The sequence below is a fragment of the Paracidobacterium acidisoli genome (assembly GCF_003428625.2).
GTDB lineage: Bacteria > Acidobacteriota > Terriglobia > Terriglobales > Acidobacteriaceae > Paracidobacterium > Paracidobacterium acidisoli.
In genome coordinates, this window is the sequence record NZ_QVQT02000002.1 from 589,620 (window position 1) to 615,861 (window position 26,242).

25 protein-coding genes and 1 tRNA gene are annotated in these 26,242 nt (G+C 61.2%); 11 read left to right on the forward strand and 15 right to left on the reverse strand.

What is annotated here, in order from left to right:
- Window positions 1-326 precede the first annotated feature (326 nt).
- Window positions 327-400, reverse strand: a tRNA-Gln gene (locus D0Y96_RS06285).
- Window positions 401-787: 387 nt separating this feature from the next.
- Here D0Y96_RS06285 and D0Y96_RS06290 point away from each other — a divergent pair.
- From D0Y96_RS06290 to D0Y96_RS06305, 4 genes are all read left to right on the forward strand, one after another.
- Window positions 788-1,060 (forward strand): hypothetical protein, encoded by a 273-nt coding sequence (locus D0Y96_RS06290; protein WP_147324947.1) that lies wholly within the window; start codon window positions 788-790, stop codon window positions 1,058-1,060.
- Between the two features lie 91 nt (window positions 1,061-1,151).
- The gene (locus D0Y96_RS06295; protein ID WP_117298478.1) at window positions 1,152-2,405 is read left to right on the forward strand and encodes a TolC family protein; all 1,254 of its coding nucleotides are present in this window, start codon (window positions 1,152-1,154) and stop codon (window positions 2,403-2,405) included.
- A complete protein-coding gene (locus tag D0Y96_RS06300) occupies window positions 2,402-3,484 on the forward strand; it encodes an efflux RND transporter periplasmic adaptor subunit (RefSeq protein WP_117298479.1) in 1,083 nt (360 codons plus the stop codon). Before D0Y96_RS06295 ends, D0Y96_RS06300 begins: the two co-directional genes overlap by 4 nt.
- Complete coding sequence (locus tag D0Y96_RS06305; RefSeq protein WP_117298480.1) at window positions 3,485-6,571, forward strand: efflux RND transporter permease subunit; 3,087 nt, start codon at window positions 3,485-3,487, stop codon at window positions 6,569-6,571.
- Window positions 6,572-6,680: 109 nt separating this feature from the next.
- Here the strand turns inward: D0Y96_RS06305 and D0Y96_RS06310 are convergent, their stop codons facing one another.
- Complete coding sequence (locus tag D0Y96_RS06310; RefSeq protein ID WP_117298481.1) at window positions 6,681-9,266, reverse strand: ABC transporter permease; 2,586 nt, start codon at window positions 9,264-9,266, stop codon at window positions 6,681-6,683.
- A complete protein-coding gene (locus D0Y96_RS06315; protein WP_117298482.1) occupies window positions 9,263-9,961 on the reverse strand; it encodes an ABC transporter ATP-binding protein in 699 nt (232 codons plus the stop codon). Before D0Y96_RS06315 ends, D0Y96_RS06310 begins: the two co-directional genes overlap by 4 nt.
- A 52-nt stretch (window positions 9,962-10,013) precedes the next feature.
- Here D0Y96_RS06315 and D0Y96_RS06320 point away from each other — a divergent pair, with 52 nt between their 5' ends.
- The gene (locus tag D0Y96_RS06320; RefSeq protein ID WP_117298483.1) at window positions 10,014-10,634 is read left to right on the forward strand and encodes an arylesterase; all 621 of its coding nucleotides are present in this window, start codon (window positions 10,014-10,016) and stop codon (window positions 10,632-10,634) included.
- 7 nt (window positions 10,635-10,641) lie between these two features.
- Here D0Y96_RS06320 and truB read toward each other — a convergent pair whose 3' ends face one another.
- The 6 genes from truB to D0Y96_RS06350 form a co-directional block, all read right to left on the reverse strand.
- Entirely contained in the window at window positions 10,642-11,517 is an 876-nt protein-coding gene (gene truB, locus D0Y96_RS06325) for a tRNA pseudouridine(55) synthase TruB (RefSeq protein ID WP_117298484.1), read from the reverse strand.
- A 98-nt stretch (window positions 11,518-11,615) separates the two neighbouring features.
- Window positions 11,616-12,224 carry a GTP cyclohydrolase I FolE gene (gene folE, locus D0Y96_RS06330; RefSeq protein ID WP_117298485.1) on the reverse strand — a complete coding sequence of 203 codons (609 nt, stop codon included), beginning with the start codon at window positions 12,222-12,224 and terminating at the stop codon, window positions 11,616-11,618.
- 32 nt (window positions 12,225-12,256) lie between these two features.
- Entirely contained in the window at window positions 12,257-12,694 is a 438-nt protein-coding gene (locus D0Y96_RS06335; RefSeq protein WP_117298486.1) for a 6-carboxytetrahydropterin synthase, read from the reverse strand.
- 75 nt (window positions 12,695-12,769) lie between these two features.
- The gene (locus D0Y96_RS06340) at window positions 12,770-13,177 is read right to left on the reverse strand and encodes a 6-pyruvoyl trahydropterin synthase family protein (protein ID WP_117298487.1); all 408 of its coding nucleotides are present in this window, start codon (window positions 13,175-13,177) and stop codon (window positions 12,770-12,772) included.
- Window positions 13,178-13,233: 56 nt separating this feature from the next.
- Window positions 13,234-13,692, reverse strand: a complete 459-nt coding sequence (locus D0Y96_RS06345) for a hypothetical protein (RefSeq protein WP_199480192.1) — start codon at window positions 13,690-13,692, stop codon at window positions 13,234-13,236.
- Between the two features lie 112 nt (window positions 13,693-13,804).
- Window positions 13,805-14,899: a glycosyltransferase family 2 protein gene (locus tag D0Y96_RS06350; protein WP_117298488.1), complete on the reverse strand. Its 1,095-nt coding sequence runs from the start codon at window positions 14,897-14,899 to the stop codon at window positions 13,805-13,807.
- 12 nt (window positions 14,900-14,911) lie between these two features.
- Between D0Y96_RS06350 and D0Y96_RS06355 the strand changes: the two genes are divergently transcribed.
- Window positions 14,912-15,454, forward strand: coding sequence for a TlpA family protein disulfide reductase (locus tag D0Y96_RS06355; protein ID WP_117298489.1), 543 nt, complete (start codon window positions 14,912-14,914; stop codon window positions 15,452-15,454).
- A gap of 44 nt (window positions 15,455-15,498) precedes the next feature.
- The gene (locus D0Y96_RS06360; protein WP_117298490.1) at window positions 15,499-15,780 is read left to right on the forward strand and encodes a hypothetical protein; all 282 of its coding nucleotides are present in this window, start codon (window positions 15,499-15,501) and stop codon (window positions 15,778-15,780) included.
- Window positions 15,781-15,790: 10 nt separating this feature from the next.
- On the opposite strand, the gene thiD is transcribed toward D0Y96_RS06360, so the two are convergent.
- A complete protein-coding gene (thiD, locus tag D0Y96_RS06365) occupies window positions 15,791-16,618 on the reverse strand; it encodes a bifunctional hydroxymethylpyrimidine kinase/phosphomethylpyrimidine kinase (RefSeq protein WP_350449000.1) in 828 nt (275 codons plus the stop codon).
- A gap of 274 nt (window positions 16,619-16,892) precedes the next feature.
- Here thiD and D0Y96_RS20590 point away from each other — a divergent pair, with 274 nt between their 5' ends.
- Window positions 16,893-17,396 (forward strand): septal ring lytic transglycosylase RlpA family protein, encoded by a 504-nt coding sequence (locus D0Y96_RS20590; RefSeq protein WP_117298492.1) that lies wholly within the window; start codon window positions 16,893-16,895, stop codon window positions 17,394-17,396.
- A gap of 40 nt (window positions 17,397-17,436) precedes the next feature.
- Window positions 17,437-18,207 (forward strand): orotidine-5'-phosphate decarboxylase, encoded by a 771-nt coding sequence (pyrF, locus tag D0Y96_RS06375; RefSeq protein ID WP_117298493.1) that lies wholly within the window; start codon window positions 17,437-17,439, stop codon window positions 18,205-18,207.
- Here pyrF and D0Y96_RS06380 read toward each other — a convergent pair.
- Window positions 18,204-19,400 (reverse strand): BaiN/RdsA family NAD(P)/FAD-dependent oxidoreductase, encoded by a 1,197-nt coding sequence (locus tag D0Y96_RS06380; protein ID WP_350448984.1) that lies wholly within the window; start codon window positions 19,398-19,400, stop codon window positions 18,204-18,206. The genes pyrF and D0Y96_RS06380 overlap by 4 nt on opposite strands.
- A gap of 109 nt (window positions 19,401-19,509) precedes the next feature.
- Between D0Y96_RS06380 and D0Y96_RS06385 the strand changes: the two genes are divergently transcribed.
- Window positions 19,510-20,142, forward strand: coding sequence for an FMN-dependent NADH-azoreductase (locus D0Y96_RS06385; protein WP_158562255.1), 633 nt, complete (start codon window positions 19,510-19,512; stop codon window positions 20,140-20,142).
- Between the two features lie 96 nt (window positions 20,143-20,238).
- Here the strand turns inward: D0Y96_RS06385 and D0Y96_RS06390 are convergent, their stop codons facing one another.
- The 4 genes from D0Y96_RS06390 to D0Y96_RS06405 all read right to left on the reverse strand — a co-directional run bounded on the left by D0Y96_RS06390 (window position 20,239) and on the right by D0Y96_RS06405 (window position 24,350).
- On the reverse strand, window positions 20,239-20,649 hold the full coding sequence (locus D0Y96_RS06390; RefSeq protein ID WP_117298495.1) for a hypothetical protein: 411 nt from the start codon (window positions 20,647-20,649) through the stop codon (window positions 20,239-20,241).
- 677 nt (window positions 20,650-21,326) lie between these two features.
- On the reverse strand, window positions 21,327-22,691 hold the full coding sequence (gene accC, locus D0Y96_RS06395; RefSeq protein WP_117298496.1) for an acetyl-CoA carboxylase biotin carboxylase subunit: 1,365 nt from the start codon (window positions 22,689-22,691) through the stop codon (window positions 21,327-21,329).
- Window positions 22,692-22,693: 2 nt separating this feature from the next.
- Complete coding sequence (gene accB, locus D0Y96_RS06400) at window positions 22,694-23,197, reverse strand: acetyl-CoA carboxylase biotin carboxyl carrier protein (protein ID WP_350448985.1); 504 nt, start codon at window positions 23,195-23,197, stop codon at window positions 22,694-22,696.
- A 67-nt stretch (window positions 23,198-23,264) separates the two neighbouring features.
- The gene (locus D0Y96_RS06405) at window positions 23,265-24,350 is read right to left on the reverse strand and encodes a M24 family metallopeptidase (RefSeq protein ID WP_117298724.1); all 1,086 of its coding nucleotides are present in this window, start codon (window positions 24,348-24,350) and stop codon (window positions 23,265-23,267) included.
- Between the two features lie 462 nt (window positions 24,351-24,812).
- On the opposite strand from D0Y96_RS06405, the gene D0Y96_RS06410 reads away from it, so the two are divergent.
- Window positions 24,813-26,210: an oligosaccharide flippase family protein gene (locus D0Y96_RS06410; protein WP_158562257.1), complete on the forward strand. Its 1,398-nt coding sequence runs from the start codon at window positions 24,813-24,815 to the stop codon at window positions 26,208-26,210.
- The last annotated feature ends 32 nt before the right edge of the window (window positions 26,211-26,242 follow it).

The window sequence follows — 26,242 nt, forward strand, 5'->3', positions numbered from 1 at the left end:
GCGATTACGACTGGGATCATTACGCGCCCCACCTGCGGATGGTCGGGTGTCGTCACCATCGAGATCGTTGAAGAGGAAAAGCCCGCCGGGTAGCAGCGTCTCCATCATCTGAGGATGCTGACGCCGTGCGTTTGCTTCGCACCTGATTCGGAATGGGGAGCGGAATCTGGCTGGCTTTCGTGAGATGGGCCAGCTTCCCCGGCTATTGAAGGCTCCAGGCGCACGCCCTCGGACGCTCCTGAACAAAAAATACCCTTAAATCATTGATTTATTGGAATTTTTTTGCTGTGCGAAGAGGTTTGGGAGAATTTCAGGAAATGTAGTTCTGGTTGCCCCCCAGGGATTCGAACCCCGATACTCTGCTCCAGAGGCAGATGTCCTACCATTGAACGAGGGGGCAATGCACAGGCAAGACGGCAGGATGACAATCGCCTTCACAACCGCTTCCTTATAGTAAAGGTGTTGCAATCTATCGTCAAACCTGGCTGCGGCCTTCACAAATGAGCCGATCCAGGCTGGTCGAGGGCTGGTACAAGCCACCTCTTAAAACCTGTTTCTCTCGAAGGTACAACTGTGCTCATAACTGCCGATTCATGGAAATATCAATAACCCTCCTGTAGAATCACAGAAATTGGCAGAGTGTTTTTCCAATCTGGTATGGCTGGCCCTTTCGGTCGGCCTGTTGAGTCTGTGGCTTTTCTGTTACTGCCGTCTTCGGCGTGGCAGCCGCAGCCATCTCTCGTCATCCCCGATCGGGATACAGCTGATTGCTGTTGCTCTGCTGATCGTGATCCTCCTGCCTGTGGTTTCACTCACCGACGACCTGCACACCGGTGCAACCCTCGTGGAGGCAGAGCATCTCTCCCGCCGTGGATCTCTGCTCCCGGCTCACGATATCTTTCTGCACACCATTGTGCTGGCCGTAACCGGCTTTTCTCTGCATCAGGACATTTCTCTTCTGCATTGTCTTGAATTTCCGCCGCCCGATCCTGTGTTCGGGAAGACGGAAATGGGCCACATTCAGTCCGCAGCTATTCGGCCACCGCCTGTCTTCGCCTGATCCCCGACTCAGGCTCCGTTCACTCGCAGTCACATATTGAATTCACTCTCGTTAATCGCCCGATCGCTTATTGCGATCCCTGGATGTGCGTATGAGATTCTCTCCTGTTCGAGGCGCGGCCCTTTTACTGGTAATGGCCTTCGTCTTTGCCTCAGCTCATGCTCAGGCCGGCCCCGCGCCGCTCACACTGCAGCAGGCAATTGACATTGCCCGCGCTAAAAATCCGACACTGCTCTCCGGTCAGCAGCACGTAACGGCAACAAAGGCCAGCGAGATCACCGCCGGGCTTCGTCAAAACCCGAACTTCACGGTCTCCGGAGCCGACGTTTCCCTTCCCGCTGATAACCCGAGCAGCCCTTATGGCTACTCCGCCAACGTCTCCCGTCTCTTCGAGCGCGGACAAAAGCGGCGCTGGCGCCTCGATATCGCGCATGCCACCACCGATGTGACGCAGAGCCAGTATCGTGACACCGAGCGGCAGACGATCCTGCAGGTAAAGCAGTCCTTCACCAACATGCTGGCCGCGAAGGCCGCTCTGAAGATCGCGCAGGATAATCTCGACGGCTATCGCAAAACCGTCGATCTCAGCCGGGCGCGCCTGAATGCCGGCGACATCAGCAATACCGACTTCGAGCGCATCGACCTTCAGCAGGCCGAGTTCGAATCGGATTATGACAACGCGCACCTCAATCTCGTGCAGGCCAGCGACTCGCTGCAGCTTCTGCTCGGCGTCGAAAAACCGGCCGATGCCTTCGACATCGCCGGCACGCTCGATCCGCCATCGATCACCGTCGCGCTGCCGCAGATCGAACAGGAGGCGCTCGCCGCGAGACCCGATTATCTCGCCGCGCGGCAGTCGGTACAGCTCGCCGATGCGAACGTGAAACTGGCCGTCGCCGACGGAACGGTCGATCCCACCGTCGGCGGCGAGTATGAGCGGGTGGGCACGTACAACAGCGCGGGCTTCCAGGTCTCCATCCCTCTTCGCATCTTCGACCGCAACCAGGGCGAAAAGGAGCGCACGCGCTATGAGGCGCAGTCGAGCCGCTTCGCCGAGATCGCAGCGCGCAACCAGGTCATCAGCGATGTGGACCAGGCCTGGGCCGCTTACGACGCAGCGCTGAACGTGGCCAAACGCTACAACAGCCACTACGCGGCCGAGGCCACCCGCGTGCGCGACAATCTCGAGTTCAGTTATCGCCACGGAGGCGCCACGCTGCTCGACTACCTTGATGCGCTGCGCGACTACCGGCAGGTCAACCTCGATGCGCTGAATGCCAATGAGCAGGTCTGGCTCAGCCTCCACCAACTCAGCTTCGCTTCCGCAACGGAGATCGTCCCATGAGCCGCCATCGTCTTCTCCTGTATTCCGTTCTCATCCTGCTGCCGCTGACGGCCTGCAATAAACAGGAGCAAACCGCGCCGGAAACGGCCACTCCGAAGCAGCCGATGGTGGATACCATCACCGTCAGCCACCAACACGTGGCCGATCAGCTGATGCTGCCTGCGCGCATCACCGCGAACCCCACCGACATCGTGCATGTCTACCCGCTCATCAGCGGCCGCGTTCTCTCCCTCCGTGTCCTTCCCGGGCAGGAGCTGAAGAAGGGACAGCAGATCGGCACACTGCAGAGCAGCGATGCCGCACAGGCCCGTTCCGACTTTGAGAAAGCAAAGATCGAAGCCACTCGCGCCGACCTCCAGCTCAGCCGCGCCAAAGAGCTGTTGCAGCATGAGGTCATGGCGCAGCGCGACTACGACGATCTGAAGGCTCTCGACGATTCCGACCATGCGGAGCTGGAGCGTGCGCGGCAGGCTCTTCGCCTCCTCGGTTTCTCGGAAAACGATACGTCCGACATCGTGCCCATCACCTCGCCCATCTCCGGTGTCGTGCTCGACGTCAACACCGGTCCCGGCGAGTTGCAGCGCTCGCTCGACAATGCCAACGCCATCGCCACCATCGCCGATATCGACACCGTATGGATCATGGGCGATCTCTATCCGCGCGATCAGGCCGGCGTTCACGTCGGCCAGCCGGTCAACATCAGCGTCAACGGTTATCCGGATATGACGCTGCACGGCGTCATCGGCAATATCTCCGACGCAGTCGATCCCACCTCGCTCACTCTCAAAGTTCGCGTGGTGCTGCCCAACCCCGGGCACAAGCTCAAGCCGCAGATGTATGCAACCATCGCGGTTACCAATCAAAAGCGCGACGTGATCGTCGTCCCGTCCACAGCGGTGATTCAGAGCGGACAGGAAACATTCGTCTTCGTGCAGACTTCGCCCGGTAAATATGAGCGGCGTAATGTCGTGCTCGGCGCCATACACGAAAAATCAGATGAGATCACCCAGGGGCTGAACGATGGGGACCAGATCGTCTCCACCGGAGCAGAGCTTCTGCGCGAATCAGAGGGGCAGTAAATGCAGACGCTGATTCGAGTTCTTCTTCGCTACCGGAACGTCATACTGATCCTCTTTCTTGCCGGGCTCGCCATCGGCATCTTCGCCTTTCGTCAGCTCGACATCGAGGCCTACCCTGACCCATCGCCACCGATGGTCGAGTTCATCACGCAGAACCCTTCCTGGTCCGCGGAGGAAATGGAGCAGCAGGTCACCATTCCCCTTGAGACCGGCCTGAACGGAACGCCCCGGCTCGATCAGATCCGCTCCATCAGCATCTTCGGCCTGAGCGACGTGAAGATGTACTTCACCTTCGACAGCGATTATTTCGTCGATCGTCAGGAAGCGCTGAACCGTATTCAGCAGGTCAACCTGCCGAACAATCTGCAGCCGCAGCTCTCGCCGGAATCCCCCATCGGAGAGATCTACCGCTACGAGCTGACCGGCGCAGGCTACTCTCTCAATGAGCTGAAGGCCACGCAGGACTGGCTGGTCGTCCGTCAGATCAAGCAGGTCCCCGGCATCATCGACGTCGCCACCTTCGGAGGCTCCACTCGTCAGTACCAGGCCGAAGTCGATCCCAATAAGCTGCTCACCTACGGCGTAACGATGACGCAGGTCGTCAACGCTGTGCAGAACAGTAATGCGAATGCGGGCGGCAACTATCTCACCCTCGGCAGTCAGAGCGTCAACGTGCGCGGCATCGGACTGCTGCACTCTGTCGATGACATGAAGGATATCGTCGTCGCCGAGCACAACGGCGTTCCCGTGCTGCTCAGCGACGTGGCCGCCGTGCAGGAAGGCCATCAGCCGCGGCTCGGCAAAGTGGGCCGCGACGGCGACCCCGACATCGTCGAAGGCATCGTCCTGCTGCAGAAAAACGAAAAATCGCTGCCCGCGCTCGCCGGACTGCGTGAAAAAATCCATCAGCTCAACCACGGCAACCTGCTGCCTCCCGGCATGCAGATCAAGACCCTCTACGACCGCACCACGCTGATCAACACCACGACCACGACCGTCCGCCACGTCATCATTACCGGGCTGATTCTGGTCACGCTGGTGCTGCTCAGCATGCTCGGCGATCTCCGCATCACCTTCATCGCCGCCATCACCATTCCCTTTGCCGTGCTCTTTTCCTTCACGATGATGGTGCTGACGAACCATTCAGCAAACCTCATCTCGATCGGCGCCATCGACTTCGGCATCCTCGTGGACGCGTCCATTGTCGTTCTCGAAAATGTGCACCGAAAGGTTTCAAGACGAGTCGAAGGGGAAGAGGTCGGCGACCTCATCACCGAAGGCGTCGGCGCGGCCGCAAAGCCTGTGCTCTTCGCCACGCTCATCATCCTGGTCGCCTTCATTCCTCTCTTCACCATGCAGGGCGTGCCCGGCAAGATCTTTGCGCCGATGTCGGTCACATACGGCTTCGCTCTCACCGGCGCGCTGATCTTCGCCCTGATCTTTGCTCCCGTCCTGGGCGCGATCATGACACCGAAGAAAGCAAAGCCGCACGCTGCCACGGAAACATGGCTGAGTGCCTTCCTGCGCCGTCACTATGACCGCGGACTTCGCAGCGCGCTGCGCTTCCGTAAAACGGCCTGGATGATCGCGCTGGCCTGTCTGATCGGCGCCGTCATTCTCTTTAAATTTGTCGGCGGTGAATTTATGCCGGCGCTCGAAGAAGGCAACCTCTGGATTCGCGCCACCATGCAGCAGGACGTCTCCTTCCAGACTTCATCGAACCTCGCCGACGATATCCGCGATACTCTGCGTGCCTATCCTGAGATCTCTCAGGTCATCTCGCAGATGGGCCGCCCCGATGACGGCACCGACGTCAGCACCTTCAATAACATCGAATTTCTTGCCGATCTCAAGCCCGCCTCGCAGTGGCGTCCCGAGTTTCACGGCAATAAAGACGCACTCATCGCTGCGATCCAGAGCAGCTTCAAAAAGTATCCCGGAATTGACTTCAACTTCTCGCAGAATATTCAGGACAACGTCGAAGAGGCCATGTCCGGCGTCAAGGGAGAGAACTCGCTCAAGCTCTTCGGCAGCGACTTCGATCAGCTGACGCAGATCGCCGACAAAATCCAGGGCATCATGAAGTCGGTTCCCGGTATTACCGACGTCGGCGTCTTCGACGTCACCGGCCAGCCCAGCCTCATGATCTCCATCGATCGCGCCAAAGCCGCGCGCTACGGTCTGCAGGCGCAGGACATCAACAATGTCGTGCAGGCCGCCGTCGGCGGAGCGCCCGTTACGCAGATCATCGACGGCGACCGCCGCTTCGATTTCTCCGTGCGCTATGCTGCGCAGTACCGCGACACCCCCGACGCCATCAGCAGAATCCTCGTCGCAACACCCGACGGGAATCAGGTTCCGCTCGGCGCCGTCGCCAATGTCACGCTGCATAACGGAGCCTTCATGATCTATCACGAAGGCGGCCGTCGCTACATCCCCATCAAATTCAGCGTGCGCGGGCGCGACCTCGCCAGCGCTATTCAGGATCTGCAAAGCCGCATGGCTCAGCAGATCAAGCTGCCCACCGGCTATGAATACACATGGGCCGGTGAGTTTGACAGTCTGCGCAAGGAGCAGGCTCGTCTGGCCTTCATCATTCCCGTCAGCCTGGTCGTCATTCTGGTGCTGCTCTACATCCAGTTCCGCACCTGGCGCGACGCCTTCATCGTCGTCGGCACGCTGCCCTTCGCAGCCATCGGAGGAATCCTCACACTCTTCCTCACGCACACGTCCTTCAGCATCTCCGCGGCCGTCGGCTTCACCTCGCTCACCGGCGTGGCCACGCTCGGCGCCGTCGTCTTCCTCTCCGGAATTCGCCGTGCGCAGCGCGAGGAGGGCTTCGATCATGGCCTTGAAAAAGGCTGTCTCGACGAGATGCGTCCTGTCGTGATGGCCTGCATGGCGGCCGGACTCGGTCTGCTTCCGGCCGCTGTCACCAGCGAGATTGGCGCCCAGGCACAGCAGCCGCTGGCTCGCGTTGTGGTCGGCGGAATGGTCACGACCGTCTTCGCGATTCTCTTTGTCATGCCGCTGCTGGTGCGCCGCTTTAGCTCGCGCGACGAGTTCGATCACGGAGTGAGTGAATAAGGCAGAACGGCATGCGCGGATAAAAAGCTGCACAGGCGCTTCGGAAAAGTACGCGCTTTGAAGAAGCCCCGTGCAGCCTTTTGCGCCGTCAGACGGTTCACCCGGGCGGCTAGTTTTCTTCGCGCAGCACTTCGAGCGGCTTTTGCCCGAGGATGCGAAAGCTGGCAATCCACCCCGTAAGGATAGCCAGCAGCGCGGTCGCCGGAATCGCGATCAGCGTTCCCTGCCAGTTCGTATGGAACGTCACATCCATCCGGTGCAGCAGAATCCGCGAAAGCAGATTCGCGAAGAGCGCGCCCACACCGCCTGCAAGCAGACCCAGCACAAGAAATTCCACGCTGAAGACAGCGGCGATACGGTTACGCGTCGCGCCCAGCGTCTTCAGCACGACGACCTCGCGAATGCGGCGAAAGCGCGTGCTGGCCACGCTCGACGCAAGAATCACCAGCCCTGACAAAATCGAAAATCCTGCCAGAAAGCGGATCACAATCGTGATCTGGTCGATCACACCCTGCACCGTGTCGATAATGTCCGCAATGTTGATCACGGTCACCGTAGGATAGGCCGCAAACATCGCCCGCTCGAAGTCGGGAATCGTGCCGCGCTGCACATGCACCGCTCCGTACCAGACCGTCGGCTGGTCGCGCAGCAATCCAGAGGCAAGCACGAACTCGCTGCGCGCAAAAGCATGCTCGCCGTCCACCTTATAGATCGCCGCAACGCGCACGGGAATCTCCTTCTCGCCGACCGCAAAGGTCACCTGCGATCCCGCGTGCAGATGCAGCCTCTGCGCCACGCGGTTCACAACGGCTACTTCAGAGACCGAAGCGTCCTGCCACCACTTCCCTTCCACGACCTTTGCTCCCGGCGGCACGGCATCGGCCCAGCTGATCGGGACTGAGCGCAAAAAACGCTTCGGATAATGCTCCAGTTCCAGTGACTCCACCGATTTGCCGTCGATGGAAACCACGCGCGAAGAGATGATCGGAATCATCTCCGGAGGGCCCTGAAGCCCCGGCTGCTTTTTCAGCAGCGCTTCCACGCCCTGCAGCTCTTCGCTGCCGATATCCACCAGAAAAAGATTCGGCGTCTTCGGCCCCGCTCCTTCGCGCAGCGCGGCCAGCACCGAGCTTTGCATGAAGAAGACGCTCAGAATCAGCATTACGCCTGTACCCAGCGCGGCCAGCACCGCCGACGACTGATTTCCCGGCCGGTAGAGGTTCGCCAGCCCGTGCCGCACCGCCGAGTGAAGATACAGCCGCGTTCGCGCCAGAAAGAGCCGCAGCCCGCGCAGCGTCAGCGCAGACAATCCCAGAATCACCACCAGCAGCGCCGTCAGACAGACCGCAAACCACTTCCCCACCAGCATCGAATCGGAGAGAACCGCCGCAATCCCGCCCAGTGCCGCGACAATCACCACTATTGCGCCGATCTGCAGCTTCCGCTCCTTCACGCGTGCTACAAAACTGCGCTGACCTTCACCCGACTCGATCACCCTCCGCAGCACCACTACCGGGCGAATCCTTCGCACATCGAGCAGCGGCGGCAGGCAGAACAGCAATGTCGTCAGCACACCCGTTCCCACCGCCGCCAGGATCACTTTCACCGGCAGATGAATCTCGGTATGCACCGGAACGAGCGAGCCCAGCAATGAGGGAAAGGCATACTCCACGCCCGCGCCGATGGCCACGCCGATCAGCGCGCCGCCCACGCCCAGAAACAGCGTCTGCAGCAGATAGATTCGCAAAATATCGGAAGAGCGTGCCCCGATCGACTTCATGATCGCGAGCACCTCGATCCTCTGCTGCAGATGCGCGTGCATCGCCATCGCTACGCCGATCACGCCCAGCACCATCGCCACCAGGCAGATCAGGCTCAGCAATCCCGTCGAGCGATCGATCCCCTCCGTCAGCGCCGGACTCGTCTCGCGAAAGTCCGTAATCTGCGCTTCGGGCAAGATCTTCTCGAGATCCGTGCGCACATCGGCCACGCTGGCCTTTGTTGTATCGATGCGAAACAGATAGCGCTCCGTCGCACGGCTGCCCGCCTGCAGCAGTCCCGTCTCTTCGACGGCGCCGCGAGTCATCATCACGCGCGGCCCCAGTCCCACGCCGGAGTTGATGCGATCCGGCTCGCGTGCAATCACCGCGGCGATGCGGAAATACTTCCCGCCGACCTTCAGCCGGTCGCCGATCTTCGCCTGCAGACGCACCAGCAGATTGTCATCCACCACAACCGTCGCGTCTGTAAGGACGCTGCGCAGATCGCCCGCGGGGCTAAGCACAACCGCGCCGTAAAACGGATACATCGCAGGATCGACAACCTTCAGCGACACCAGCAGCGGGACCGGATCGCCCTCGCGCGACGCCATCGAGACCATCTCCGTTACAGCCGTCGTGGTTACGCCATGCGTCTGAAGGGCCTGCAGCTGCTGCATCTGCTGCGCTGTCGCCTGCTGATTCATACGCGCCGAGAGATCGGCGGCCATAATGCTCCGCGCCTGCGTCAGCAGCGTTCTGCGGAACGACTCGCTGAAGCCGCGCACGCCCGTCAGAGCAGCCACGCCGACAGCTACTGAGAGCAGCACGAAAACAAACTTCGCCTTCGACGCATGCAGCTCGCGCCATGCAATGCGCGCCGCTGTCATCCACGGCAAAGCCGGCTTCGCGTCTTCCGATATGCCGCGGCCGCTCATCGTTCCCGCACCCCGCCGCGCTCCTCCGTCACTTCATCGGCCACAACCACTCCGTCCCGCACATGAATCTGCCGGTCGGCGCATGTGGCGATCTGCGGATCATGCGTCACCATCACCAGCGTCGTGCCCGCGCTGCGCTGCCGGTCCGTCAGCAGGTCGAGCACATGCTGGCCGTTCTTCGAATCGAGATTGCCGGTCGGCTCATCGGCCATCACAATCGGCGGATCGAGCACGAACGCCCTCGCCAGCGCCACACGCTGCTGCTCGCCTCCTGAAAGCTGCACAGGATAGTGATGCAGACGGTCTGCCAGTCCCACCGCCTCCAGCAGGCTCTGCGCCTTTGCTCGTCCGTCGCCGCGCGCATTCAGCTCATGCGGAAGCAGCACATTTTCAAGCGCTGTCAGCGTGGGAATCAGCTGATACGACTGAAAGACAAATCCGATCTTCCTGCCGCGCACCTGCGCCAGATCGTCTTCCTCCATCCGGCTGATCGTCACGCCATCCAGAATCACATCGCCTTCCGTCGGAGAATCCAACCCCGCCAACAGCCCCAGCAGCGTGCTCTTTCCGCTTCCCGACGCGCCCATGATGACGACAAACTGACCCCGCGGAATCGTCAGATCGATCCCGCGCAGAATCTCCACCGTTCGTGCTCCGTTGCGAATGGACTTCTTCAGCCCCCGCACCTCAATCATTCCCGTCTCTCCGTGCCGCCTGCTTATCCGCCGTTGCTACACTGAAGCAGTGATGCGTCGCCGCTTTCTTCTGCTCGTCGCGCTGCTGCTTCCTCTCCCTATATACGCAGCGCCCGCTGCGCCCGTTCCGGCCATCGTCTGCTTTGGAGACAGCATCACCGCCGGTTACGGCGCCGAGCCCGGCCACAGCTACCCCGACTATATCCAGAAAGCTCTCAGCGCCCGCGGCTATCGCTACCATGTGGTCAATCTGGGCATCAGCGGCAACACCTCCAAAGACGGAGTCAACCGCCTGAAAGACGTGCTGAAGCTGCATCCTGCTGTTGTCATCGTGGAATTCGGCGGCAACGACGGACTGCGCGGCCTGCCTCTCAGCGTCACCCGCGATAACATCGACGCCATCGTCGGCACGCTGCGCAAAGCAGGCAGCCGCGTGCTGCTCGCCGGTATCACGCTTCCTCCCAACTACGGTCCCGACTACATCCACCAGTTCGATGAGATGTACCACGCGGTCGCGGCAAAATATCGCGTCCCGCTGCTGCCCATGCTCTATGCCAATGTCTACACCGTCCCCGGAACCATCCAGGAAGACGGCATTCATCCCACGGCAAAGGGCGCTGAGCTCATCGCGCAGAACTTTCTTCCGCTGCTGCTGCCCATGCTGCACAAATAAGACCGGCTCAGACCAGAACCACATTCGGCTGAAACAGGGTCCCGGCCACGCGTCTCCCAATCGCAACCAGCTCCCGCTGTCCTTCAAAGATCTTCACCAGAGGAGCGCCTGAAAACTCCGGCAGATTCACCTGCATGCCGTTGCGCAGACGGCCCAGCGTCTGCTCGTCTCCGGCAACCGGCGGAATCTCCGGCAGCAGCGTGCGCGGGTGCGGCATCCGCGTCTCCAGAGCTCCAGCGCTCGCCAGCGATTCCATCTCTTCCAGTGAAAGCGCACCGGCCAGGGTAAACGGCCCCGCGGCCGTGCGTCGCAGGCTCGCCAGATGCGCGCCGCATCCCAGCGCCAGGCCCATCTCATGCGCGACCGACCGCACATATCCTCCGGCCGAGACGCGCATCGTGAATGCGGCAACATCGCCATCCACGGAGTCGATGGAAAATTCGGCAATGGTGATCCGCGCCGGTTTCAGCTTCGGCATCTCACCGGCCCGCGCAAGCCGGTGCGCCACCTTGCCGTCGACTTTCTTCGCCGAAAATGGAGGCGGCATCTGTTCCATCTCGCCGTGAAAGCGCGATGCGGCGGCGCGCACCTGTTCCAGCGTCAGCGCAACCGCCTGTACCTCGGAGGCCGCTTTGCCCTCCGCGTCATACGTGTCGGTGGCAAAGCCGAAGCGGATCGTTCCGGTATAGGCCTTTTCGGCCGCGCCGAAGAACTGCGCCAGCCGTGTGTATTTGCCAAGCAGCAGGGGAAGTACACCGGTCGCCATCGGGTCCAGTGTGCCAAGATGTCCTACCGAAGATTCGCCGGTCGCGCGCCGCACCCGCGTCACCACATCGTGCGAGGTCATGCCGCCCGGCTTGTCGAGAATAAGAAGCCCGTTCACGTCTACTACTATATGTTTCCTGCTGCACGGCAGATATATGTTTCCCGTCGCGCGGCAGATACAGGTTTCCGGCTCGCCAGGCAAAGCCGGCGTGCGGATTACACGCTCGCCTGCATACGCTCCCGCACCAGCGACAGAAACTCCGCCCGCGTGTTCTGCTTCTGGAAGACGCCGACCATCGCCGAGGTGACCGTCGAGGAGTTCTGCTTCTCCACGCCGCGCATCATCATGCACAGATGCCGCGCCTCAATCACCACGCCCACGCCCTGCGGAGCGATCGCGTCATGAATCGCATCGGCAATCTGCCGCGTCAGCCGCTCCTGCACCTGCAGGCGGCGCGCAAACACCTCCACCAGCCGCGGAATCTTGCTCAGTCCGATCACCTTGCCATTCGGAATATACGCAACGTGCACCTTGCCGAAGAAGGGCAGCATGTGATGCTCGCACAGAGAGAACATCTCGATATCTTTCACGATCACCATCTCGTCGTAATCGACATCGAACATCGCGCCGCGCAGAATCGCAGTCGGGTCCTCGTGATACCCCTTGGTCAGAAAGGCGATGGTCTTCTCCATCCGCTCCGGCGTGCGCAGCAGGCCGTCCCGCGTCGGGTCTTCATCGAAGCGCCGGATCAGCTCCCGGTAAATATCCTGCGTCGAACAGTCTTCCAGCCCCGTGGATTCCACCAGTCTGTCCACCAGGGCCATCGAAACAGCCCCTCTGCCCTTTACCCCATTCTTCATGCCCTGTTGCCTTTCCCGGATGGTATTGCGCCGTCGCGATACTCAAAAAAATTATTCGACGTCTCTTCCACCCTTACCCGCGCCAGCTCCACTCCCGTAAGCGCGTCCTTTAGCCGTCGATGCACTTCCATACACAGATTCTCCGTGGTGGGCACACGATCCTGAAAGCATGGAAGCGTATTCAGGTTCATGTGGTCGAAAGGTTCCACCACTTTCCTTTGCACGCAGGCATCGAGCGCGGCCAGATCGCAGACCATCCCCGTCTTCGGATCGACCTCGCCGCCTACCGTGACTTCGATCACGTAGTTGTGCCCGTGCCCGTGAGGGTTATTGCACTTGCCGTAGATGGCGCGGTTCTCCGCCTCGCTCAGCGCATCGGTATGCAGCCGGTGCGACGCGCTCAGCCGATATCTCCTCCCCAGCCAGGCCCTCACCGTTCTGTCCCTCGCGTCCTCATGTATCCGGCCATCGTCCTTTCCTCCACGCAGAAGACGTGTCTGCCTGCGCGGTTAATCCCCGTAATATTCGGCAAACAGATCGGGCATCTCATACACGCGCACGCGTTCCAGCTTTGCGCCGGGAATCTTTCCGTCCAGCCGCTTCCACACGGCGATCGCAATATTTTCCGTAGTCGGAATCGCATCGCGAAATTCAGGAACCTCATAGTTCAGGTGCCGGTGGTCGTAGACGGAAACCACCTCGCGCTCCAGAATCTCCTTCAGCTCCTTCAGGTCCACAACGAATCCGGTCTTCGCGTCCACATCGCCCGACACCGTGATCTCCAGCGTGTAATTGTGTCCGTGACCGTTACGATTGGCACATTTTCCGAAGACGCGCTCATTCTCTTCCGCGCTCCAGTCGTCGTTCCAGTAAAAATGCGAAGCGGAAAACTCCGCCCGTCTCGTCAGCAGAATCATAGGATCAAACTCGAAACAGCTTATCTGTCATAAAATTCGAAAATTTGGGCACAGTTTCAGACCTGTAAAACAAGACCATAAATCGGTCCAAGTTTGTATTCTGTAAGGCTCTCCAACAGTTCCGGATTGATGCTGATCGAATGGTATTTACCCTTATCCTTGTCCTTCCATGAACTGCTGCTGAGCCAATCCGTGTTCGCCAGGACCTTTTCGATTAAGCAATCGTGCTTCACAAGATACCAATGGCCTCCGTGCGGGAATGCCATCCAAATGTCTTTGCCGGAGTATCTCCGGTCAATTGTCAGCCTCGACTTCAACTGCACTTTCAATGTGCTCGTCCCATTTACATGGTACGCAAGGAAATCTGCTCCCTGCCAATCGTCGGCGAGCTTGATGCAGTTAAATCCATAGTCGGCAAGCGTAGCCGCTATCTTCTGGAAGTTGAACAATTCTTTTTGTCGAGCATTCAACGTCTTATAGTCGACCTTTTCAAAGCGGGTATGATTTTCCGTCACGTTCTCCTCCAGGGCAGGGCAAATCCATTGTCATAATCCATTTTTGTACGTCAGGCACATGATTTTAGACGGACATATTTGATGGATGCCTCACAGCCCGGTGGCGCTTCACTTAACGTCCGCCGGCATATTCACGTCCCTTCCACGAAACCCGTCTGGTCATCGTGTGCTGAAACCAGCTTCGCCACAGCAGCGCGGCCAAGAGCGGCACCCCCAGAGGGCTGATCAGGCAATCGACGAAGGGAAAATGCGACTTCGCCACTCTGCGATAGTAGCCCCACAGCGCCCGCAGCCACACCAGCAGCAATAAACCCGCCACCGTCCAGCGTCCCGTCGTCTGCCACATAAAACACGCCAGCAGCGGTATACCCACGATCACCGCGAACTGCACCAGCTTCATCCCCGCCATCGGCAGCGGATTCCCGAAGAGCAGCGCCAGGTTCTTCGTCCACCCCTCCCACATCGCGCCGAAGCTGCGGTACATCCTCGCCGACACCGCCTCCGGAGCATAGCGGAAGCGCAGCCCCAGTTTGCGCCGCTTCACCAGATTCGCCAGCGCCACATCTTCCAGCACCGTGTCAGCCACCGCTTCGTGTCCTCCGATGTGCTGATACACCTCGCGCCGCACCAGGATAAACTGCCCGTTCGCCGCCGCCACATGGGTCTCCGGATCGTTGATCTTTGCCGGTGAATACGTCATCGACAGCTCGCTGAAGATCAGCGGCATCAGCGTGCGCTGCGCCAGCCCCGTCACCACCTGCCGCGGCGAATACGACAGCATGCCCGCCTTGTGCCGCTCGGCCTCGATCATCGCCAGACGCAGATGACCCGGCTCATGCACCGTATCCGCATCGGTAAACAGCAGCCACTCGCCGCGCGCCGCCAGCCAGCCCGTCCAGCAGGCATGGGCCTTTCCCGTCCACCCCTTCGGCGGAGCCGCCGCTTCCATCACCGTCACACCCGCAATCCCCTGGGCAATGGCGCGCGTGCGGTCGGTCGAGCCGTCATCCACCAGCAGAATCTCCCACTCCCGCCCCAGCTCCCAGCCCGGCTCCGACTGTGCGGCAAGCGAGCGCAGGCAATCGCCCACGCAGTCTTCTTCATTGCGGGCAGGAACGATCACGCTGAGCGAGTATGAGGAGGCCGTTTCGAGGAATGTATTCACAGGGTATGGATCACTGCTGCTATCAAAGACCAGTCGACTCATTATTATAGAAGCATGCTTTCGACCCGCCTGCCTGCCGGAGCCACATGCGCCGCGCGACGCATCGCAAAGACCGCTTCGTGCGCTCTGAGCCTGGCGCTGCTCTTCGCGGCCGCCTCGGGCTGCAACCGCGGCGACCACCCCATCCAGGTCGGCGAAGCCGCCCCCGCCTTTACCATCCATGACGGATCGCAAAACGTCAGCCTCAGCCAGTACCGCGGTAAAACCGTCGTGCTCAATTTCTGGGCCAGCTGGTGCCCGCCCTGCCTCGAGGAGTTCCCTTCGCTCATGCAGCTCCAGCGCCAGATGCCCGGCATCGTCGTCCTGGCTGTCAGCTTCGATCAGGACGCGGACGCCTACCGCCAGTACCTTGCCGACAACCACATCGACAATCTGGTCACCGCGCTCGACCTCTCGCAGAAGTCGAACCTCGCCTACGGCACCACCCGTCCCCCCGAGACCTACATCATCGACGCGCATGGCGTCATCCGCCGCAAATTCATCGGCCCGCAGGACTGGACCAGCCCCGAGATCGTGAACTACCTGCAGCGCCTCTGACCGCGCCGCCCGGTCCCGGTTCCGGATGAAGTATCATCAAAGCCATGACGCAGCTGGAAGTCCTCTATCGTTACGAGCACCACCCCGACGAAGCCGCCATGTTCTCCCTCGGCAACGCCCGCGAGGTCTATGGAATTCGCCGTATCCGTGTCGATGAGGCAGCAAAGACCATCCGCGTCGAGTACGACGCCACCCGCCTTACCAAGCCCATCGTCCTGCAGCTTCTGCGCCGCACCGGTATCAGCATCGTCGAGGAAATCTCCCTGATCCCGCCGCAGCCCGCGCCCGAAGAAGCCGCCGCCGCTGCTCCTGCAGCACAGAAATAGCCGCCGGGCCCTACCGGCCTTCGCCTGCCTTCGGCTCAAGCGCATACAGATGATGCATCGGCCCCCGGCCTTTGCCGATCGGATACGCAGCCTTCATCGCCGCCCGCACATAAGCCTTCGCCCCGGCGACCGCCTCCACAGGACCGTCTCCCAGCAGCACCCGGCTCAGCAGCGCCGACGAAAAGGCGCAGCCCGTTCCATGGGTCGCCGAAGTCTCAACCCGCGTCCCCGGAAACCAGCGCTCCTCCCCATTCGCAGCCAGCAGAAAATCATCCGGCCGGTCCAGATGCCCGCCCGTCACCACAACATGGAGTCCGGCTTCTCCGGCCGCCGCCCTTCCAGTCTCCGCCGCCATCCGGGCCAGCGCTCGCGCCGCCTCCGGAATCTCCGCAGGCTGCGCCGGCTCCGGCAGCCCCGTCAGAACGGCCAGCTCAGCCAGATTCGGCGTGACCCATCCCACCTGAGGCAATAGTTTTTCCCGCAGCAGCCTGACGCCCGCCTCCTCCAGCAGCGCCTTCCCTGAGCTCGACCGCAGCACCGGGTCCAGCACTACACGGCTGCGCGGAATGCCCGACGCGGCCAGAAACCCGGCCAGAGCCTCAGTTACCTCGGTGCTTCCCAGCATGCCGATCTTCACCCCGGCGATCTCGACATCCGCGGCCAGGCAATCCAGCGTCTCCCGCAGCAGCGCTCCCGCAACCGGCTCGACCCGCCGCACCCCCTGGGTCGACTGCACGGTCAGCGCCGTAATCGCCGAGACCCCGAAGAGCCCATGCGCCGCAAAGACCTTCAGGTCGGCCGTGATTCCGGCACCCGACCCCGGATCGAATCCGGCCACAGTCAAAGCGACCGGCGGGGCTCCTCCGGAAATGGTTGTCTCATTCGTTTTCAAGGTCTAGTCTGTCTGACCGGAGAAAGATTCGTGGCTGGCATCGCCTTCAGCTCCCAGTTCATCGTACCTTTACATGCCTCAGAAGGCCTTCCCGCTCCTCTGCTCCAGCCCTTCCGGCCTATCACAATGAGTAAAGATATGCAAGTAAATCGAGAAATTAAATTGTTCAGAATGTTTGACTTAGCTCTATCTGCCTCCATACAATTTTGTGAGGAGGAGTATGTTTTCTATCGAACCCAAAATCACGGCTCGACCTCGACGACTCTGGACCATTGCCGGAACCCTGCTCGCCACCATCGTGGGTATCACCGGAGTGCAGGCCGCTTCCCCGGCCGACAGTACCCAAACCCATCAGTCGGCCAATGCGCCGAAGCACCACTGGTATGAAATCGGACGCGCTTCCTGGTATGGACGGTTCTTTCAGGGCCGCACCACAGCAAGCGGTGAAGTCTATGACATGAACGAGCTGACCTGTGCGCATCGCACTCTGCCGCTCGGCTCCCTGGTCCGTGTCACCAATCTCCGCAACCATAAATCGGTCGTCGTACGCGTCAATGACCGTGGGCCGCTGCCGGAGAACCGTGTGATCGACCTTTCGTATGCGGCAGCCAGGTTTCTCGGCTTCAGCCAAAGGGGAACGGCCCCGGTGCGCGTCGAACTGATCCGCGCAAATCCCGAAGTGGCTCAGCTCAGCTGGCCGCTTACTCCTGCTGCTGCACGCTGATCGCTCCGCATGGCGGCCCGCAGCGTACACTGAATTCACAATGAATTCCGCTGCGGAAGCCGCGCTGCATCTGTCGCCTGCGCAGAACACCGGGAACGAAAACACCTCGGCACGGGACCGCCTGATCGTCGCCCTCGACTATCCGGATTCGGTCTCGGCGCTCGCCGCCGTCGACCGTCTCAGCGGTCTCTGCGGCTGGTTCAAAGTGGGCCTCGAGCTCTACCTCGCTGCCGGCAACGGCATCGTCGAGACCCTGCGCCGCCGCGGCTTCTCCGTCTTCCTTGATCTCAAGCTCCACGACATCCCCAACACCGTCGCGGGAGCCGTCCGTTCCGCCACCATCTGCGGGGCAGACATGCTCACCGTCCATGCCTCCGGCGGACCGGCCATGCTCGCGGCCGCTGCGGAAGCCGCCTCGACTCCGCACGCGCCGAAGCTCCTCGCGGTCACCGTCCTCACCAGCATGGATCAGCAGCAGCTTGCCGCCACCGGCGTCACCGATCCACCTGCCTCGCAGGTTCTGCGCCTCGCCCAAATGGCCTGGGGCTCCGGCATCCGCGGATTTGTCGCCAGCGCCGAAGAGCTTCCCGCGCTGCGCAGCCATCTGCCCAAAGCTACTCTGGTCATCCCCGGCATCCGCCCTGCCGGAGCCGCCATCGGCGACCAGAAGCGCGTCGCCACCCCCGCCGCAGCCATCGCCGCCGGAGCCGGCTTCCTCGTCGTCGGCCGCCCCATCACTCAGGCTCCTGACCCGGCACAGGCCGCCGAAGCCATCCTCGGCGAGATCGCGTCGGCAATCTCTAATCCCTAATCCCTAATCCCTGCTTTTACCGCCCTTCCCGCCGCCGCGCCCGAAGCCCACGCCCACTGGAAGTTGAACCCGCCCAGATGGCCTGTCACATCGACGGCCTCACCGATGAAGTAGAGACCAGGCACCCGCTTCGCCTCCATCGTCTTCGCTGAAAGCTCCGCCGTGGCGACTCCGCCCGCCGTGACCTCGGCCTTGTCGAAGCCTTCCGTTCCCGAAGGCACGACGGGCCATCGGTGCAGCCGTTGCTCCGCCGCCTCCAGCGCACGATTGCTCCACCCCTGCGGCGGATCGAGCGCCAGCAGCCGTTCCGCCAGCCGCTGCGGCAGCACCTGCCGCAATGCCGTCTCCGCTGCCGCCGTATGCCGCCCGGCGCTCAATGCGAGCAGCCCTGCATAGACCGGCTCTCCGGGCGCAAAGTCAATCTCCACCGTCTCTCCCTGCCGCCAGTACGAAGAGATCTGCAGAATCGCCGGACCACTCAGGCCGCGATGCGTGACCAGCATTTTCTCCCGAAAGCGCTGCTTTCCCGTCGACGCCACCACCTCTGCCGAAACGCCCGCCAGATCGCACCAGCTCTCCCGCGCTGCTCCATCCAGTGTCAGAGGCACCAGCGCCGGCCGCGGCTCGACCACTCTCAGCCCAAACTGCCGGGCAATCTCGTAGGCCAGCCCGGTCGCGCCCATCTTCGGAATCGACAGCCCGCCCGTCGCGACGATCACCGCCGAGGAGCCGAATGAATCGCTCTCCGTCTCCACCGTAAAGCCGGAGCCGTGCCCCACGGCGGTCACTTTCTGGCGCAGCTCAATCTCCACGCCCGCCGCCGCGCACTCTTCCAGCAGCAGATCGAGAATCGCCTGCGCCGATCCATCGCAGAAAAGCTGCCCCAGCGTCTTCTCGTGGTACGGAATGCGGTGCCGGTGCACCAGCTCCAGAAAATCCTGCGGCGTAAACCCAGCCAGCGCCGACCGCGCAAAATGCGGATTCTCGGAAAGAAAATTCTCCGGCCGGCAGTGGATATTCGTGAAATTGCACCGACCCCCGCCTGAGATCAGGATCTTCTTCCCTGGCCGCTCGGCATGGTCCAGCACCGTCACCCTTAGCCCGCGCCGCCCCGCCTCGATCGCCGCCATCAGCCCTGCGGCTCCGGCCCCCAGCACGAGAACATCACGGGACCTTCCGCGCTGAGAATTCACCGCTCCATACCCCATCCGCATCCCTGCCAAAATCTCTGCATCGCTTTCCATTAACTAACATCTGTTGCTTAGACGCCATATGTTGGCGTCCAAATGTGAGGTCTCAGCCATGAGCACACTTCTGAAGATCGATTCCAGTCCGCGCGGAGACGCCTCCGTGTCGCGCCAGCTTACCGCGGCTTTCGCAGACCGCTGGCTTAAACATCACCCTGATGCCCGGATCATCGAGCGCGACCTTTATGGAGCCTCTCCGCTGCCCCTGGTCGACGTCAACTGGATTGGCGCGGCCTACACACCGCCCGCAGCCCGCACGCCCGAGCAGAATCAGACTCTGGCCGTCTCCGAGACCCTGATCCAGGAGCTCCAGGCCGCCGACGAATACGTCTTCGGCGTTCCTATGTACAACTTTTCCATCCCCGCGGCCTTCAAGTCGTGGATCGACCAGGTCGTTCGCGCCGGCCGCACCTTCTCCTACACCTCCGGCGGCTCCGTCGAGGGCCTGATCAAGGGGAAAAAGGCGACCGTGATCATCAGCAGCGGCGGCGTCTACCAGCCTGACACTCCGCTCGCCGTTATGGACTTTGTGATCCCGTATCTGCGCACCATCCTCGGCTTCATCGGCATCACGAACGTCGAGTTCATCGCCGCCGACGGCCTCTCCAAAGTCATGCAGGGGCAGGTGCCGCTCGATCAGCACATCGCGCCCACGCTGGAGCGCGTGCTCGCTCACGCCTCTGTCTGAATCCCGCTCAACGTTATCGGTAAATCCTGCTTTTCATTGTAAAAAGGAAAAGGCTCGCAGCGAATCTGCGGGCCTTTCTGCTTTTCACCTTCCGCGCTATCGCCAGCTCACGGCAAGGTGCCAGCGCAGACTGCGCAGCGCCGTCTTGCGCAGCACGCGCTCATACTCCTCCAGCTCGCTCATCACAGGAGCCGTCTCGCTGCCGAGCGACATGGGAGCGTCCTTCAGAAAATCCAGCAGCGTGCCGATCGTGACCAGCCCGTCCTCCGGCGTATACCACTGCGGCGGAGGCAGCGTCTTGGCCCACTCCGGGTCGCCTGCGCCCTCTTCGAGCAGCAGAGCCATCGAATTCTCATCGGCGGAAAAGAACTCGAGCATCGGCTTGATGCCAAGCCGCTCAGCCAGCTTCTCAAGCGCATCCTCATTGCGCGCCAGAGCGTGCCCGTTCACGAAAATATCGTATCCCGGGTCTTCACCTTCAACGACGATGTACATGGAAGCGCTCATCGTGGGCAGTCTACCTGATTCCGTGATGCGCCGAAGAGGGGGAAAGGATGCGTCGTTATCCGATCAGTAACGTGCTGCTCTGACCATTTCCCCGAAGAAAGCGCGGGAGCGCAGGATTTCTTTGTGCTCTCCGTGTCCTCTGTGGTGAAACGCCAGCCGGTGAAGCGAAAGCGGTCGCTCATCGCTCAGACACTGAGAATGGAAGCCTCAGTGCATTACCGGGAAAAAAGCGAAGGGGCGATTTTCCTTGCGGAATCTCGCCCCCTCTGTCCGATTTTTCGAAGATCCGGTTCGGCTTCCGGATCACAACCTGCTTTCACTTCGGAGTCATTCGGTCTCTGCAGGCTTTCGCCTGCGCTTTCCGCATGATCCCTCCATGCGCCGGTCATAAAAGCTTTCCTGGTTTCACCTTTTCGGCCTCCGGTTTCCCGATTGCCTCGCAGGCTCCGTTGCCGGCCCCCGCAGCGTCCCCTTGTCCGCTTTCTCCTTCTGGAAGATCTCTCTTCCGTTGCAATGAATAGTACTCGCCTTCCGGAAAAATGCCAGAGGCTGTCAAAGATTTCCTGGTGTGGAAATGGCGGCCTTACTGTGGAAATACCATCCACATTCTTTGCGGCAAAGAGCTTGCACTGCGGCTGTGCTGTGCAAATCCGGTGACAAACAGCCGTACGGCCGTTCTATGAGGAACTTTGCTCTTTGCCCTTTGCTAAAAACCGCTCCATGAACTTGGTATCGAAGCGTCCCTGCCGGAAATCCTCATCCTCGAAGATGCGCCGATGCAGAGGAATCGTCGTGTGAATGCCCTGCACCACAAACATCTCCAGCGCCCGGCGCATCCGCGACATCGCCTCTTCGCGATCCTTGCCATGCGTAATGAGCTTCGCGATCAGCGAATCGTAATACGGAGGAACCACGCCCTCCGCATACTGCGCCGTATCCACGCGAACCCCGTTGCCGCCGGGAACGTTGAAGGCCGTGATCTTTCCCGCGGATGGCGTGAACTTCTCCGGATGCTCGGCATTCACGCGGCACTCGATGGCGTGGCCGTTGATCGAAACCGGTCCCGGCACGATGCTCGAAAGCCTCTCGCCGGAGGCGATGCGCAGCTGCGCCTTCACCAGATCGATCCCGGTAACCATCTCCGTGACCGGATGCTCCACCTGAATGCGCGTGTTCATCTCGATGAAGTAGAGCTTGCCGTCTTCATCCATCAGAAACTCGATCGTGCCTGCGTTCTGATAGCCGACCGCTTCGAGCGACTTCTTCAGCGTTTTGCCGATCTCTTCACGCATCTTCGGCGTCACCTGCAGCGACGGCGCTTCCTCGATCAGCTTCTGATGCCGTCTCTGGATCGAGCACTCGCGCTCGCCCAGCGACATCACGTTGCCGTGCTCATCGGCCAGAATCTGGAATTCGATGTGGCGCGGCTGCTCGACGAACTTCTCCATGTAGAGGTCGCCGTTGCCGAAGGCATTCGCAGCCTCGGTGTGCGCCGCCTGGAAAAGCGCGGGCAGCTCCTCGGGAGAGCGGATCACGCGCATACCGCGTCCGCCGCCGCCGGCTGAGGCCTTGAGAATGACCGGGTAGCCGACGCTCTTCGCCCACTCCAGCGCCTCACCCTCTGACTGAATCACGCCATCCGAGCCGGGAAGAATCGGCACTTTGGCGCGCTTCATCGCCTGCCGCGCCTTTTCCTTTTCGCCCATCAGCCGCGTCACTTCCGGAGGCGGCCCGATAAATTTGATATTCGAGACCCGGCATACCTCGGCGAAGTTGGCGTTTTCGCTCAGCAGGCCGTAGCCCGGATGAATGGCATCCACGTCCGCGATCTCCGCGGCGCTGATCACCGCCGGAACGCTCAGATAGCTCTCCGCCGAGCGCGGCGGCCCGATGCAGATCGCCTCATCGGCGAACCGGACATGCAGCGAGTGACGGTCGGCCTCGCTGTACACCGCCACCGTGCGGATACCCATCTCTTTACAGGCGCAGATAATGCGCAGCGCGATTTCGCCGCGATTGGCGATAAGGACTTTTCTGAACATGGCTATCGCTGGCGCACCGCAAACAGGGGTTGACCGTATTCGACCGGCTGGCCGCTCTGGACAAACCGCTTCACAACCTCACCCGTGGCGTCGCTCTCGATCTCATTCATCAGCTTCATCGCCTCGACGATGCACAGCACCTGTCCGTTCTCCACCTGGTCGCCGACCTTCACAAAAGCCGGCGTGCCCGGCGAGGGCGACTCGTAGAACGTGCCGACGATCGGCGATTTGACGATGTGCAGTCCGGCATTCTCATCCACCGGAGCCTCGGCCGCAGCAGACGCCGGAGCGGAGGCATGCACAGCGTGCACCACCGGCACCGTCGAAACAACCGCCGGAGCAGCTACCGACTGCTGCGCCGCTGCCAGCAGACGGGCAAGGCCGGCCGCGTCGGCTCCGCCTTCCTGAGCGAACTTGATGCGGACCTTCAGATCGCCGCGTTCAAGGTCAAATTCGCCAATCTTGTTTTCCTTCAGGAACTCGATCAGTTCCTTTAATTCCTTCATCTCTTCCGGATTCATCGTTTCGCTCTCGTTCGCCTTACTCTGGTTCGCGCTCGTTCGTGACGCGGCGTTACAGCTCAATCAGGGCTTTGACCGCCGGAGTCAGCACTCGGCGGCCACGGTCAGTGACGGCAACCATATCTTCGATGCGAACTCCAAACTTTCCAGCCAGATAAATTCCCGGCTCAATCGTAATCATCATACCGGGCACAAGTTCTGCGCGCTGCCCCGCGGCAACACGCGGCAATTCATGGATTTCCAGTCCCACGCCGTGACCGGTGGAATGCGTAAAGTACTGCGCAAGCCCGGCTTTGCGAAGCACCGCGCGGGCTGCTTCATCCACTTCTCCGCAGGTCGCTCCAGGACGCACCGCCTCAACGGCCGCCTGCTGCGCCTCCAGCACCGCGTCGTACGCCTGGCGGGCCTCGCCATCCGGTTTGCCCAGGCACACGGTGCGCGTCATATCCGAACAATAACCTTTGAGGATAACACCGAAGTCCAATGTAACGAAGCCGTTGCGGGGCAGCTTCGCCTCCGTGGCGCGGCCGTGCGGCAGCGCCGAGCGCTGCCCTGAAGCCACGATCGTCTCGAACGACATGCCCTCGGCGCCCAGACTGCGCGCAAAAAACTCCAGCGTCGCGGCAATCTCCGTCTCCGGAACGCCCGGCACAATGTGCGGCAGAATCGCGTCGAAGAGCGTGCACCCCACCGCCGCGGCCTCTTCCATCACGCGCAGCTCGTCTGCATCCTTGACCATCCGCAGCTCGGAGACGACCGGCGCCTTCAGCGGCTGAAAGAAGCTCCGCCGCGCCTTCGCCGGCAGCGCCTCGCGCATCATGCCAAGCTGCCTGACCGTCGTCTGCTCCGGATCGAATGCCGCCCCGGCGGCGGAAGCCTCCAGCAGCGCGCAGGCTTCCTTCAGTGCCGAGCCCTTCGCAATCACCACCCGCGCGGCCTGCGTCTCTTCTTTGGCCTGCGCCGTATAACGGCCGTCAGTAAACAGCACAGCCTTGCGCGATGTGATCGCCAGCGCGGCGTTTGAGCCGGTGAAACCGCACAGCCAGCGGACATCCGGAAGATGAGTGACCAGCAGGGATTCAATTCCCTGCCGCAAAAGCGCTCGGCGCAGCGCGCGGAGACGGGCAGTGTGATGCATCACGGCGGAATCTTCAGCGGACTTCATCAGGGCAGGACGTACGGCAGCTTTCATCAGGATAGATGGTAACGTTCCGGCCGGATTGCTGCACGCTGCCCGAACCTGCTTTCATACCAGCCCCTTACAGATCGCTGCCGTCTTTATCTGCCCATTTCGGTACAACGGCATACCCATACTGTGCACCTGGGGGTTACCAACCGGGGAGTGTGCCCCCGCCATCGAACGTGCATAATAAAAACGCCTGATTCTGTTTAGAGGCGCATCTGGCCGGCATAAATGACCGGCGCAGCCACAGCCTCCGCCAGCACGATATCCCCACAGACTCCCCCCGCTGTGGACGTTGTTTTTGAAACTGACAGACCGTTTCTGAATTTTCCGCAGCTCCGGGACAGGACTACCTGCTCCGGCACTGGAATCTTCAGGCAAAGCGGCAACCAAAGGGCCCGGAGTGAATTTCACAGCATGACAACTGGCTCCAGCGCGGAGAGCGTTCTGACCCAGGAAGAGCACGCGGTCCAGACCAAAAATCTGGAATCGCGGGCACTCAAGGGCACGTATTACATCGTTTTTTTCTATGCTGTCGCGCTGTCGCTGCGCATGCTCAGCAGCATCGTCCTCAGCCGCCTCTTCACGCCGGAGTACTTCGGCGTCATGGCGCTGCTGACGACCGTACTCGTCGGCCTCAATCTCTTCTCGCACATCGGACTGCAGGACAGCATCATTCAGAATGCGCGCGGCGACGAGCCGCTCTTTCTGAATACCGCATGGACCCTCCAGGTGCTGCGCGGCGTCGGGCTCTGGGTCATGACCATCGCCCTCGCCTGGCCGGTCGCCGCCTTCTATCACGAGCCGCGCATGATCGCGCTCTTCCCGGCCCTCGGCTTCGGCTGCGTCATTGCCGGAGTCAGCTCGCCGAGCCTGCTCACCCTCTCCCGCCACATGGGCGTCGGCAAGCTCTCTTTTCTTGAGCTGCTGGCGCAGCTCGTGCAGTTCATCGTCACTCTGGGATGGGCGCTCTACCAGCCCACGCTCTGGGCACTGGTCGGCGGCCGCATCGCCGCCGAGTTGGCGCGCACCATCGCCAGCTACTTCATGATGCCCGAGCTCCGGCCCAGCTTCGCCTGGGACAAGGAGTGCGTCAGCACCCTGATGCACTTCGGCAAATGGATTCTCGTCGGCACCGCGCTCACCTTCCTCGCCCAGCAGTCCGACCGGCTCATCCTCGGTAAGCTCATCTCCTTTGAGCTGCTCGGCGTCTACGGCATCGCCTTCTCGCTCTCCGACCTTCCCCGCCAGATCATTTCGCAGTTCTGCACACGCGTCGGCTTCCCGTTCATCGCGCGCTTCGCCGAGCAGTCCCGCGCCGAATACCGCAGAATCCTGCTCAAATACCGTCTGCCTGTGCTCGCCGTCGGCGGGCTGATGATCATCTTCGTCATCTGCATCGGCGACAAGTTCATCGTGCACGTCTACGACCACCGCTATCACCAGGCCGCATGGATGATCGGCATTCTCGCCGCCGGTCTCTGGCACACTCTGCTCTACAGCACCATCAATCCGGCCATTCTTTCGCTCTCGAAAGCGCACTACAACGCCGCTGGATACCTCGCCTACTGCATCACGCTCTTCACCCTCATTCCGCTGGGTTATCACTACTACGGCATGCTGGGAGCCGTCGTCGCCGTCGCCCTCAGCGATCTGCCCGTCTATTTCGTCGTGCTCTATGCCGCATACCGCGAGGGGGTCGGAACCTTCCTGCAGGATGTGCTGACCACCGCCGGGTTTATCGTCACGCTCGCCGGAGCCCTGGCCCTCCGCATGGCCTTCGGCCTCGGATTGCCCTTCCACGGCGCGCACTGAACCGCTCACCCGGCTCCGACGCGCTTTTCCCC